Genomic DNA, 12,094 nt, shown 5'->3' with positions numbered 1-12,094 from the left:
GCAGGCCATTCTGGCATGTGCGCGAACCGGGCTCGCATCCGTTCCCACTGCTCAGGAGATGGCATCGGCCGTATCGTGGCCCGCGGCGAGCACACCCGCGCCAACGAGGGTGGCGCCATTGGTGATTTGCGAAGGCACCACCCGCAGCTCGCGCAGGAAGTCCAAGCCCGCGTGCCGGCCCAGCGCCGCGCGCAGCGGTTCCCAGAGCGGTTCACCCGATTGCGCGAAGCCGCCGCCGATCACCACCCGATCGATATCCAGCGTCGCGGCCGCGGAGGCGATGGCGGTACCCAGTGCGGTTCCGGCCCGATGTAGCGCGGCCAGCGCGATCTCATTGCCGGCGTGCGCGGCCTTCGCCAGTCCGGCGCCGGTCTCGCCGCGCCAACCCTGTTCACGTGCCCAGCGCACCGACGACATGCCGCTGGCGATCGCCTCGACGCAGCCGACGCCGCCGCATTCACACGGCACATCCCAACCCGGCACCACGATATGGCCGACATGTCCGGCATTGCCGGTGCGCCCGAGCACCACCCGGCCGTCGGCGATGATGCCGCCGCCGATGCCCGAGGAGACGGTCATGGCCAGGCCGTTCGGAATGCCGCGCAGCGCGCCGATGTGATGTTCGGCCAGGGCCAGACAGGCCCCGTCGATGGCGAATCGCACTGCGGCGGAGGGGAACAGCCGCTGGACCTCGGCGACGATCGGGAAGCCCGACTTCCATTCCGGAATATTCAGCGGACTGGTGACCCCGGTCCGCACATCGACCGGGCCGGCCGAACCGATCCCGATCGCCGAAACCGGAGTGTCACCGGCCACTTTCAGCAGTAGGTCGCGGCACGCCGGCCACACCGCTGCCCGAGGCACATCGACCCGCCGCACATCGCGTACCTCCCGGCCCACAGAGACCACACCGGCGGCGAATTTCGTCGCGCCGATATCCAGAGCAAGAACCATCATCGCCGGGCAGCCTCCTGTGCCTCGCAACCCATTCCCGCAATGCGATTGTCGCCGATACCGGATCCGCCCGCGCGCGATCAGGGCTGGTCGGCGGCCTCGACCAGATGTTCGAAGGCGCGCAGGTTCTGCAGCGATTCACCGCGCGCTACGCGCCACTTCCATTCCCGGCGAATGGATTCGGCGAAGCCGAGTTCCAACAGGACATTGAAGTCGGCGTCGACGGCCTCGAGGATCTGGCCGAAGATCCGGTCCAGTTCATCGGGGGTGACGGCGTGGGTGGCCATGCGGCCGACGAGGTAGATATCGCCGACGCGGTCCAGGGTGTAGGCCACACCGTAGAGGCGGCGGTTGCGGCGCAGCAGGAATTTGTAGACGCCCTCGAAGTTCTCGTCGGGCTTGCGGCAGACGAACGATTCGATGCGTAGTCCGTGCTTTCCGACGGTGAGCATCACGGTGGTCTTCAGTTTGCGCTCACCGGGCAGGATGACGACGAATGTCTCCTGGCTGGGATGGGTGTACTCGATGTCGCGGTCGCGCAGCGTTTCGTCGATCAGCTGTGCGGTCGCGGCTGCCGTGCTCATCGGTGCGCTCCCGTCCGGCGCCGCCACAGCGCCCGCGATCTGGCCTGACTGCTCTCGCCGAGGAGAACAGCGCTGCGTTCACCCGCGAGGCTGGTGCGTTCCCCGGGCAGCTCGGCCAGCGCGGCCTCGAAGACCTCGCGCCGGCCCGCACCGAGACCGGCGCGCAGCGCACGGAAATCGGTCAGCGCGGCCGAATAACTGGCGAGCAGTCCGTCTGCGGTGTGCTCCCAGGAGAAGCGCGCGGCGTGCTCGACCGCGCGCAGCCCCATCCGGTGCAGCCGCTCGCCATCGTCGAGCAGGTGGCCGAGGGCATCGGCCCAGTCCGGCGTCCGGTGTCCGGGGACGAGTAGGCCGGTCTCGCCGTGCCGCACGGCGGTACCGAGTCCACCGACATCGGCCGCGAGTACCGGGGTGCCGCTGGCCTGCGCCTCGATGGCGACCAGACCGAAGGATTCGTTGTAGCTGGGCACCGCGACCAGGTCGGCAGCCTGATACACCTGCACCAGGCGGTCCGGTGGTTGCGGCGGCAGGAAGGTGACGTGCTCGGCGATGCCGAGCACGGCGGCGAGTTCGATCAGCGCGTCGGGGCGCTCCAGTCCGGTGCCGGACGGGCCGCCGACGATGAGCACCCGCAGCTTGCGCGCCGGGTCGCGGTGCAGCAGTTCGGCGGCCGCGCGGACCAATACATCCGGGGCCTTGAGCGGCTGGATGCGGCCGATGAACGCGACGATCCGCTCATCGTTCGCCAAGCCCAATTCGGCTCGGGCCGCGGCCTTTTCACCGGGACGGTAGCGCGTCAGATCCGCGCCGGGCGGCACCACATCGATGCGCTCGGGATCGGCGCCGTACAGCTCGACGAGCTGACGCGCCTCCTCTGCGGTGTTCGCGACCATCCGATCGGCCTCGGCGATCACCTGCTTCTCGCCGATCTCGCGGGTCGCGGGTTCGGGGCAGTCGCCTTCGGCCAGCGCCGCGTTCTTCACCGCCGCCAACGTGTGCGCGGTGTGCACCAGCGGCACCCGCCAGCGATCGCGCGCGAGCCAGCCGACCTGACCGGAGAGCCAGTAATGCGAATGGACGAGATCGTAGTGACCGGGCAGGTGTCCGGCCTCCTGGCGCAACACCTCGGCCGTGAACGGGCACAGCTGGGTCGGCAGGTCGCGCTTGTCCAGCCCCTCGAACGGGCCGGCCACCACATTGCGCACCAGGACCCCCGGGGCCGCCTCCTGGACCGGCGGCACGTTCGAGGAGGTGGCCCGGGTGAAAATCTCGACCTCGGTGCCGCGTCGGGCCAGCTGAATGGCGGTTTGCAGCACGTAGACGTTCATGCCGCCCGCGTCGCCGGTACCCGGCTGAGCAAGTGGTGAGGTGTGCACCGATAACACGGCAATCCGATTCGGCCGTAGGTCCGGGCGTTGACTCACACCATCCATAGTGCACGTTGGATTGCCCAACTCAGACACCGCAACCGGGCCAAGTGACAGCCGTCACAGCAGCCTCATGAGGGCTCTGATGGACGGTGCACGAAATCCACCGGCACTGATCTCGGTGCCGGGACACGATCAGTCTGTTCGAGCCGTACGCATGCCGCCAGCGAATTTCGGACGGCTAAGTCAAACCGTCGATGAACGCACTCACCTCGGCGACGAAGCGGGCGCGATCCTCGATGAACAGCCCGTGCTGCGCGTCCTCCCAGAACGAGGCGCGACCATCGGGCACCGCGTCGAGGATGTAGCGACCGTTCTCGATCGGCACGACCGGATCCTTGGTTCCGTGCAGGACGAATACCGGAATATCCAGGGCGCGTAGCGTTTCGGTGTTGTCGGCGGTCCGGTAGAACAGCGCCTTGCGCACCCGGGGCAGCGTGCCGAGGCTCGCGCCGAAGATGCGCTGCGCGTCGACGCCCTTATCCGGATCGGGTCCGGTATTGGCATTGCCGAAGGCACCGAACGCACGCAACGCGCGCGCCGCGCTCTCCTCGAAGACGCCGGGAACGGCCTGCTGCATGGCCGGGCCGGTCGCCGCACCGGGTGCGCGGCCGATATTGGCCATCGAACCCGAGTAGATGACGCCCGCGACCGCGCGGGTGCCGCAGGCAGTCAGATAGTCGCTGATCACAATGCCGCCGTAGGACCAGCCGAGCAGCACCGCACCGGATTCGATGCCCTCGGCGGCGAGCACCGCGGCGATATCGGCGGCCCAGTTCTTCGGATCGTCGTAGCCAGTCTCCGGGGCCCCGGAATAGCCGTGACCGCGCAGGTCGACGGCGAGCACCCGAAAGCGCTCGGCCAACTCGTCCGCGGCCGCGCCCCAGCACTGCAGATTGGCCGACCAACCATGTACCAGCACCAGCGGCCTGCCGCCGGCCGGACCGCCGACCCGATAGACAATGCTCGTTCCGTCCGCACTGACCGCTTCTCGAATAGCCATATCCCGAAGGCTAGGCTAGACCGCCTCCCCGAGCCTCTTGCCGGTCGTCGGGTGCCACGCGAGTTCACATCCGGACCGGCGGTTTTGTGTCAGGTTGGTTTTGGGCGTACCCGGCGAGTTACCCATGTCCTCACGAAATCAGGACTTGCGTTTTCATCCTGCCGCGCAGCGTTCGGCAAATCCGGGGGATCGCAGACCAGCGAAGCTGGCTGGGGTGGGTGAATTCTGCGCATTTACGATCGCAGTATGAGCATTCGCACCGCCATCGTCACCGGAGCCAGCTCGGGAATCGGTGAAGCCACCGCCCGGGAACTCGCCCAACAGGGCTATCACGTGTATGTCGGCGCGCGCAGGCTCGATCGGTTGCGGCGCATCGCCGACGAAATCGGCGGCACCGCACTCGAACTCGATGTGACCTCGGAAGATTCCGTGCGCGCCTTTGCCGATGCGATCGACAACGCCGATGTGCTCGTCAACAATGCCGGCGGCGCGAAAGGTCTGGCCCCGGTGATCGAGGCGGATCTGGACGACTGGCGCTGGATGTGGGAGACCAATGTGCTCGGCACACTGCGGGTGACCAAGGCGTTGCTGCCGAAGCTGATCGCCTCGGGCGACGGGCTCATTGTCACCATTACCTCGGTCGCCGCTTTCGAGACCTACGACAACGGCTCCGGCTACACTTCGGCCAAACATGCGCAGGCCGTACTGCATCGCACCTTGCGCGGCGAATTGCTCGGCCAGCCGGTGCGGTTCACCGAAATCGCGCCCGGCGCCGTGGAAACCGAATTCTCGCTGGTTCGATTCGCCGGGGACGCCGAGCGTGCGGCCAAGGTGTACGAGGGCATTGATCCGCTGGTCGCGCAGGATATCGCGGAGATCATCGGTTTCGTGGCGTCGCGACCGTCCCATGTGAATCTGGACCAGATCATCATCAAGCCCCGTGACCAGGCCGGTCCGGGCCGCTTCGCTCGCCGCGGCTGACCGGATCGGCGATACTCCATCTGAATTCGAGCGTTTCTCGGAATTCGATCGCACGGCGTTTGCCGACAACGGCGCGATCAGCCGCCGATCCGATTGCTGCAAATTCGCTCCGACAGGGCGCGGACGTTAGCATCGGGTCTTTGAAACGCTATAAACCAGATTGGAGTTGCTCGGCTCATGCTCAAGGGTTTCAAAGATTTCCTGATGCGCGGGAACGTCATCGATCTTGCCGTCGCGGTGGTCATGGGTACCGCGTTCACCGCGGTGGTGACGGCGGTGACAAAGGGGATCATCAACCCGCTGCTCGCGGTATTGGGTAAGACCAATGAGCTGGGCCTCGGCTTTCAGCTGGTCGCCGATAAGCCGGCCACCTTCATCGCGATCGGGCCGATCATCACCGCGCTCATCGACTTCGTGCTGGTCGCCGGGGTGCTGTACTTCGTGCTGATGGTGCCGATGAAGACGCTGACCAACCGCTTCGGCACCGCCAAGGTGGCCGAGCCGACCCAGATCGAATTGCTCATCGAAATCCGCGATCTGCTCGCCGAGCAGCGGCGGGATTCGGCCGTCGACACCGAATCGCTCGATAAGGACGGTCTACTCGTCGAGGCGAGCGCCACGCGGTAATCACCACGCGCCGAATATGTTTCGCCCCCGCACGGATCGTCCGAGCGGGGGCGGTTTTCATCAGGCGCCGACGTATGCCGCGAGGTGCTCGCCGGTGAGAGTGGCGCGCTCGGCGACCAGGTCCGCGGGCGTGCCCTCGAAGACGATCTTGCCGCCGTCGTGGCCCGCGCCGGGGCCGAGGTCGATGATCCAGTCGGCATGCGCCATGACGGCCTGGTGATGCTCGATGACGATGACCGACTTGCCGGAGTCGACCAGCCGGTCGAGCAGGCCGAGCAGCTGTTCGACATCGGCGAGGTGCAGGCCCGTCGTCGGCTCGTCGAGGACGTATACGCCGCCCTTCTCGGCCATATGCGTGGCCAGCTTGAGCCGCTGCCGCTCGCCACCGGACAGCGTGGTGAGCGGCTGGCCGAGGGTGAGATAGCCGAGCCCGACATCGGCGAGCCGGTCCAGGATCTTCTCCGCGGCCGGTATGCGCGCCACGCCCGCGCTGAAGAACTCCTGTGCCTCGCTCACCGACATCGCGAGCACCTCGCTGATATCGCGGCCGCCGAGGTGGTACTCGAGCACCGCGGCCTGGAACCGCTTGCCCGCACACTCCTCACAGGTGGTCGCGACACCGGCCATGACCGCCAGGTCCGTGTAGATGACACCCGCGCCATTGCAGCTGGGGCACGCGCCCTCGGAGTTGGCGCTGAAGAGCGCCGGTTTGACGCCGTTTTCCTTCGCGAATGCCTTGCGGATCGGGTCGAGCAGTCCGGTGTAGGTGGCGGGGTTGCTCCGGCGGGAGCCGCGGATCGGGCTCTGATCGACGGACACCACGTCCGTGGAGTTTGCGCGGCGACCCTTGAATTGAGCCGCGCCCGCGGGTATCGACCCGTGTACGAGCGAGCTCTTACCCGAGCCCGCAACGCCTGTGATGACCGCGAGTACCCCGAGCGGAATGTCGACATCGACGTCGCGCAGGTTGTTCGTTGACGCACCGCGAATCTCCAACGCGCCGTTGGGCTTTCGCACCGTCTCCTTCAGCGCGGCCCGGTCGTCGAAGTGGCGACCGGTAATGGTGCCGCTGCCGCGCAGCCCATCGACGGTGCCCTCGAAGCAGACGGTGCCGCCGGCCGCACCGGCACCGGGGCCCAGGTCGACGATGTGGTCGGCGATGACGATCGTCTCCGGCTTGTGCTCGACGACGAGCACCGTATTGCCCTTGTCCCGCAACCGCAGCAGCAGTTCGTTCATCCGCTGGATGTCATGCGGGTGCAGGCCCGCGGTCGGCTCGTCGAACACATAGGTGACGTCGGTGAGCGAGGAGCCGAGGTGCCGGATCATCTTGACGCGCTGCGCCTCACCGCCCGACAGCGTGCCCGCGGGCCGTTCGAGCGAAAGGTAGCCGAGCCCGATCTCCACGAACGAGTCGAGGGTGTGCCGCAGCGAGGTCAGCAGCGGCGCCACCGACGGTTCCCGCAGCCCGCTGACCCATTCGGCCAGATCGCTGATCTGCATGGCGCAGGCGTCGGCGATGCTGATGCCCCCGATCTTCGACGAACGCGCCAATTCGCTGAGCCGAGTGCCACCGCATTCGGGGCAGGTCTGGAAGGTGACCGCTCGCTCCACGAAGGCGCGGATATGCGGCTGCAGCGCGTCGACGTCCTTGGACAGCATCGACTTGCGAATCCTCGGGATCAGGCCCTCATAGGTGAGGTTGATGCCGTCGACCTTGATCTTGATCGGCTCCTTGTAGAGCAGATCGTTGAGTTCGCGCTTGTTGAACTTCTTGATCGGCTTATCCGGATCGAAGAAGCCGCAGCCGGTGAAGATGCGGCCGAACCAGCCGTCCATGCTGTAGCCGGGGATGGTCAGCGCGCCCTCGTTCAGCGATTTGGTGTCGTCGTACAGCTGGGTCAGGTCGATGTCATTGACCGAACCCCGGCCCTCACAGCGCGGACACATGCCGCCGGTGATGCTGAAGCTGCGGCGCTCCTTCACCGTCTTCCCGGCGCGCTCGATCGCGACCGCACCCGCGCCGCTGATCGACGCGACATTGAAGGAGAACGCCTGCGGCGAGCCGATATGCGGCTGCCCGAGTCGGCTGAACAGGATGCGCAACATGGCGTTCGCGTCGGTGGCGGTGCCGACTGTGGAGCGCGGGTCGGCACCCATTCGCTGCTGATCGACGATGATCGCGGTGGTCAGCCCGTCGAGCACATCGACCTCGGGCCGCGCCAGGGTGGGCATGAAGCCCTGCACGAAGGTGCTGTAGGTCTCATTGATCAGCCGCTGCGACTCCGCGGCGATGGTGTCGAATACCAGCGAACTCTTGCCCGAGCCGGAAACACCGGTGAACACCGTCAACCGGCGCTTGGGGATCTCGATGCTGATGTCCTCGAGGTTGTTCACGCGCGCGCCGACCACGCGGATCAGATCGTGGCCGTCGGCAGCGTGCAGGGCTTGCGTATCCGTCTTCTTGACCGGTCCACCCCTCACCCGGCCGCCACCCCTCATGGAATCGCTTCGCGATGCTGTGCTCATCGTGTCTCCATCTGTTGCGCGGGCCGCACTCGAGCTCATCGGCTTCGAGCAGTGCGTTCTTACTTCTCGGGCAATGGTCGTGGCAATTGTTCGCCATAGGTTCGACGCCGGCGGCCGCCGGCGTCGAACGCGGTGGTGCGCTGGCCGAAGGCTCAGCTCAATTGCTGGATACGGACCATATTTCCGGCGGGATCGCGGAAGGCGCAGTCGCGAACCCCGTACGGCTGATCCGTCGGCTCCTGGACGACCTCGGCATTGGTGGCCTGCACCCGGTCGAAGGTGGCGTCGACATCCTTGGTTGCCAGCAGAATGCTGGCGTAGGTGCCCTTGGCCATCATCTCGGCGATGGTGCGGCGCTCGTCATCGGTGATGCCGGGGTCGGCGGCCGGCGGGTGCAACACGATGGATGTGCCGGGCTGGTCGACCGGGCCGACGGTGAGCCAGCGCATCCCATTGAATCCGACGTCTTTGCGGAGTTCGAAGCCGAGGGCGTCGCGGTAGAAGGCCAGGGCGGCCTCCGGGTCATCTTGGGGAAGGAAGCTTGCTTGAATGGTGATGTCCATGGCATTCACGCTAGTTGCGCCTTGGTGACCTGCGCTTCTCGATTCCTGATCGGTCGTGTCACCCGCTTCACGACGAGCGTCGGCAGATCCACGGGTGCATGCTCCGCCTGCTCCCGGTAGGTGCTGGGTGGTATGCCGACCAGCTCGGTGAACCGAGTGCTGAAGGTGCCGAGCGACTGGCAGCCGACCGCGAAACAAACCTCGGTAACGCTGAGATCGCCACGCCGCAACAGCGACATCGCGCGCTCGATGCGCCGCGTCATCAGGTAGGAGTACGGCGACTCTCCGTAGGCGGCCTTGAACTGACGGCTGAGATGCCCCGCCGACATGTGCGCGTCGCGGGCCAGCGCCTCGACGTCCAGCGGCTGCGCGTGCTCCCGGTCGATCCGGTCCCGGACCTGGCGCAGGCGCGCGAGGTCACGCAGGTTGTCCTCGGAGGCGGGTCTGCGGCTCACGCGTCCGATCGTCGCATGTCGCGCCGGGTTTGCCTAGCTCAGCGCCCACCGGCCGGCAACGGTGGCACGGGTGTGGCGGACACCGGATTCTTGGGCTCGCCCGGCAATGCCGACAGCCCGGTCCAGGTGTTCCAATCGATGGTCCAGTCGTAGAGATCACCATCGGCGGCCGACAGCGCGATCGATGTGCCGGTCACCTCGACCGGATCGCCGTAGAGCGCGGTCGGGAAGTATGCCTGCGCGTCGGTCGGCGACAGATTGATGCAGCCGTTGGTGACATTCGAAGAGCCTTGCGCCGAAAGGGATTCCGGGTTGGCGTGGATGAATTCGCCGTTATTGGAAATGCGTACGGCCCAGCGTTCGCGAACGTTGGTGTAGAACGGCGGATTCGACATCATGAAGTCTTCGTGCTTCTCGGTGACGACGTGCACGCCGGATCGGGTGACATTGCGCGCCTCATTGCCCTCGCCGTAGCTGACCGGGAAATCGAAGACGACCTGTCCGTCGCGCACGACCTGGATGCGATGGCTCGGCGCGTTGGCCTCGACGATCTGGCTGCGGCCGATGCGGAAATCCGAAGTGAGATCGGAATATCCGTAATTTCCGCCGCCGAGATCCAGACCGTAGAGCTTGGCCGCGACGTGCACGGTGGTGCCGGGTACCCAGTAGTCCTTCGGCCGCCAATGCACGCGCGAGCCGCCGTTTTCATCCGGGAACCAGGCCCAGGCGCCCTCGGTCGGCGGATTGGTGGTGACGGTGAGCGCCCGCTCCACCGCAGCCTTGTTCTGCACAGATCCCTTGAACTGCAAGATGATCGGCGCGGCGATGCCGACCTCCTGGTTATCGGCGATATTGAGCGTCGCGGGGAAGGTGTTCTTCGGGGCCAGGGTGGTGAAGCTGTCGTCGATCGGGACCGGCTTCTGGTCGGTGCCGACCGCGGTGCCGGACCAGGTGTATTTGGCGTTGTAGCCGAGCGGTTCGGTGGTCTGGTAGCTGCGCCGGTCCGCGGCGAGTTCGCCGGTGACCTGCTTGCCGTTGGCATTGGTCAGCGCGATCTGATCGATGGTGCCGTCGGTGACGGTGACCGAGATCGGTGCGGTCGGATTGACGTTCTCGGCGTCGGCGCCCGGGGTCAGCGTGACCTTCGCGACGGGGGTGTTGTCTCTGGCGGAGTCACTCTTACCGCTGTTGTCGGTCGAGCATCCGGCCACCAGCGCGACCACCACGAGCAGCACGGCGGAGATGGCGGCGGCTGGTCTGTGGCGGACTGGACGATGGCTCACTTCGTCGAATTTACGCGGCGAAATCCGCTCGCCTCGCCAGCGAAGAATGTGGTGTCGGTTTCATTGTTCAGAGAGCCACCCCGATGGGAACTGGCTCCGGTTCCAGCCGGATCCCGAATCGATCGGCGACACCGTCGCGGACTGTGCGAGCCAGTGCGACCAGATCGGCGGCGGTCGCGCCGCCGCGGTTGGTCAAGGCCAGCGTATGTTTCGTGGACAGTCGAGCCGGGGCATCCTGGCCCGGAAAACCCTTGGCGAACCCCGCCCGCTCGATGAGCCAGCCCGCGGAGAATTTGACGCCGTCGGGCGCCGGATAGGTGGGGATCGTGACGTCGCCCACATGGGCGATGATCGCAGCCTGCACATCCGCGACGCGGTGATCCGGAACCACCGGATTGGTAAAGAACGAGCCCGCGCTCCAGGTGTCGTTATCGGCCGGATCGAGCACCATGCCCTTGCCCGCGCGCAGCTTCAGCACCGCCGCCCGGACCTGATCGGCGGGACGGGAGTCACCGTTGTCCGCACCGAGTGCGTTCGCGAGTTCGCCGTAGCGCAGCGGGGCGCTCGAACCGTCCGGGTCGAGCGCGAAGTCCACCGCGAGCACCACGGCGGTATCGCGATGCTTGAGTGCGCTGGTGCGGTAGCCGAAGCCGAGTTCGGCCGGTTCGACCCAGCGGATCTCGCCGCTCGCGCGATCGAGCAGGCGCACCCGGCGCAGCAGGCTCTCGACCTCGACGCCGTACGCGCCGACATTCTGTACCGGTGTCGCACCGGCCGATCCTGGAATGCCCGACAGGCATTCCAGCCCGCCGAGACCGGCCTCGATCGTGGCCGCGACCACCGTGTCCCAGTTCGCCCCCGCCTCGGCGACCACGCCGTCCGCACCGATCTGCACCGCCTCATTGCACACCCGGACCACCACACCGTCGAAGCCGTCGTCAGCGATGAGCAGGTTGGATCCGCCCGCCAACAGCAGTAGCGGAATGCCCGCGGTGTCCAGCGCGCGAACCGTCGCGACCAGCGCTTCGGTCGTCGCACACTCCGCGACCGTGGCCGGACCGCCGACCCGTAGCGTGGTCAACTCGGCCAGCCGCACCGATTCGCGCAGCCGCGCACCGCTATCGACCAGCAGCTCGCGCAGCTGGTCCGCCGACACCACCCGTGAAGTTCGCACGCCCCAGACGGTAGCCTGTTCGACCATGGCTACACCCCTGGCGTACACGGCTCGCCACTCGTATCCGGTTGCCGCCGTACGCGCGGCCTTCGCCGATGTGCAGTACTGGAAGGATCGCATCGCCGAGGTGGGTGGCGATAATGCCCGGCTGGATTCGATCACCGTCGACGGCGACCAGGTCGAGGTCGAGATGGTGCAGGTCATCGCAGCCGAGCTGCTGCCCGCCGCGATCACCGCGGTGCGGCCGGGCGATCTGATCATCCCGCGCACCGAGACCTGGACCGGTGATTCGGCCACCTTCACCGCGCGGGTCGAGGGTGCGCCGGCCGAGGTCCGCGGGACCATTGCGCTCACCGCCGACGGCTCGGGTTCGGTGGTGCAGGCCAAGGGCACCATCGAGGTGAAGATTCCGCTGTTCGGCGGGAAGATCGAGACCGCGATCGCCGAGCGGTTGACCGAATTGCTGGCCAACGAGGAAGAGTTCACGAACAACTGGCTCGCCGAGCACTGAGGC

12 protein-coding genes are annotated in these 12,094 nt (G+C 66.6%); 3 read left to right on the top strand and 9 right to left on the bottom strand.

Annotated features, from left to right (window positions below):
- Nucleotides 1–51 precede the first annotated feature (51 nt).
- The 4 genes from AB0J29_RS25475 to AB0J29_RS25460 form a co-directional block, all read right to left on the bottom strand.
- Nucleotides 52–957, bottom strand: a complete 906-nt coding sequence (locus AB0J29_RS25475; protein ID WP_364791105.1) for an ROK family protein — start codon at nt 955–957, stop codon at nt 52–54.
- Nucleotides 958–1,034: 77 nt separating this feature from the next.
- Nucleotides 1,035–1,538, bottom strand: a complete 504-nt coding sequence (locus tag AB0J29_RS25470) for a YbjN domain-containing protein (protein WP_364791102.1) — start codon at nt 1,536–1,538, stop codon at nt 1,035–1,037.
- Nucleotides 1,535–2,971, bottom strand: a complete 1,437-nt coding sequence (mshA, locus tag AB0J29_RS25465) for a D-inositol-3-phosphate glycosyltransferase (protein ID WP_364791099.1) — start codon at nt 2,969–2,971, stop codon at nt 1,535–1,537. The genes AB0J29_RS25470 and mshA overlap by 4 nt, the downstream gene beginning before the upstream one ends.
- A 175-nt stretch (nt 2,972–3,146) precedes the next feature.
- Nucleotides 3,147–3,968, bottom strand: coding sequence for an alpha/beta hydrolase (locus AB0J29_RS25460; RefSeq protein WP_364791096.1), 822 nt, complete (start codon nt 3,966–3,968; stop codon nt 3,147–3,149).
- A 246-nt stretch (nt 3,969–4,214) separates the two neighbouring features.
- On the opposite strand from AB0J29_RS25460, the gene AB0J29_RS25455 reads away from it, so the two are divergent.
- Complete coding sequence (locus AB0J29_RS25455) at nt 4,215–4,949, top strand: SDR family NAD(P)-dependent oxidoreductase (RefSeq protein WP_364791092.1); 735 nt, start codon at nt 4,215–4,217, stop codon at nt 4,947–4,949.
- A 177-nt stretch (nt 4,950–5,126) separates the two neighbouring features.
- A complete protein-coding gene (mscL, locus tag AB0J29_RS25450) occupies nt 5,127–5,576 on the top strand; it encodes a large conductance mechanosensitive channel protein MscL (protein WP_364791089.1) in 450 nt (149 codons plus the stop codon).
- Nucleotides 5,577–5,636: 60 nt separating this feature from the next.
- Here mscL and AB0J29_RS25445 read toward each other — a convergent pair whose 3' ends face one another.
- From AB0J29_RS25445 to AB0J29_RS25425, 5 genes are all read right to left on the bottom strand, one after another.
- Nucleotides 5,637–8,078 (bottom strand): excinuclease ABC subunit UvrA, encoded by a 2,442-nt coding sequence (locus AB0J29_RS25445; protein ID WP_364791243.1) that lies wholly within the window; start codon nt 8,076–8,078, stop codon nt 5,637–5,639.
- A gap of 179 nt (nt 8,079–8,257) precedes the next feature.
- Nucleotides 8,258–8,668 (bottom strand): VOC family protein, encoded by a 411-nt coding sequence (locus tag AB0J29_RS25440; protein WP_364791086.1) that lies wholly within the window; start codon nt 8,666–8,668, stop codon nt 8,258–8,260.
- A 5-nt stretch (nt 8,669–8,673) separates the two neighbouring features.
- Nucleotides 8,674–9,123, bottom strand: coding sequence for a helix-turn-helix transcriptional regulator (locus AB0J29_RS25435; RefSeq protein WP_364791083.1), 450 nt, complete (start codon nt 9,121–9,123; stop codon nt 8,674–8,676).
- Nucleotides 9,124–9,161: 38 nt separating this feature from the next.
- Entirely contained in the window at nt 9,162–10,406 is a 1,245-nt protein-coding gene (locus AB0J29_RS25430) for an Ig-like domain-containing protein (protein WP_364791080.1), read from the bottom strand.
- 67 nt (nt 10,407–10,473) lie between these two features.
- Complete coding sequence (locus AB0J29_RS25425) at nt 10,474–11,565, bottom strand: UDP-N-acetylmuramate dehydrogenase (protein WP_364791240.1); 1,092 nt, start codon at nt 11,563–11,565, stop codon at nt 10,474–10,476.
- Between the two features lie 40 nt (nt 11,566–11,605).
- Between AB0J29_RS25425 and AB0J29_RS25420 the strand changes: the two genes are divergently transcribed.
- Complete coding sequence (locus tag AB0J29_RS25420; protein ID WP_364791077.1) at nt 11,606–12,091, top strand: DUF2505 domain-containing protein; 486 nt, start codon at nt 11,606–11,608, stop codon at nt 12,089–12,091.
- Nucleotides 12,092–12,094: the final 3 nt, after the last annotated feature.

It is taken from the genome of Nocardia sp. NPDC049707 (genome assembly GCF_040674855.1).
In the GTDB taxonomy this organism is placed as follows: domain Bacteria; phylum Actinomycetota; class Actinomycetes; order Mycobacteriales; family Mycobacteriaceae; genus Nocardia.
Note: the sequence above shows the minus strand (reverse complement) of the source record. Positions and strands in the feature narration are given on the sequence as shown.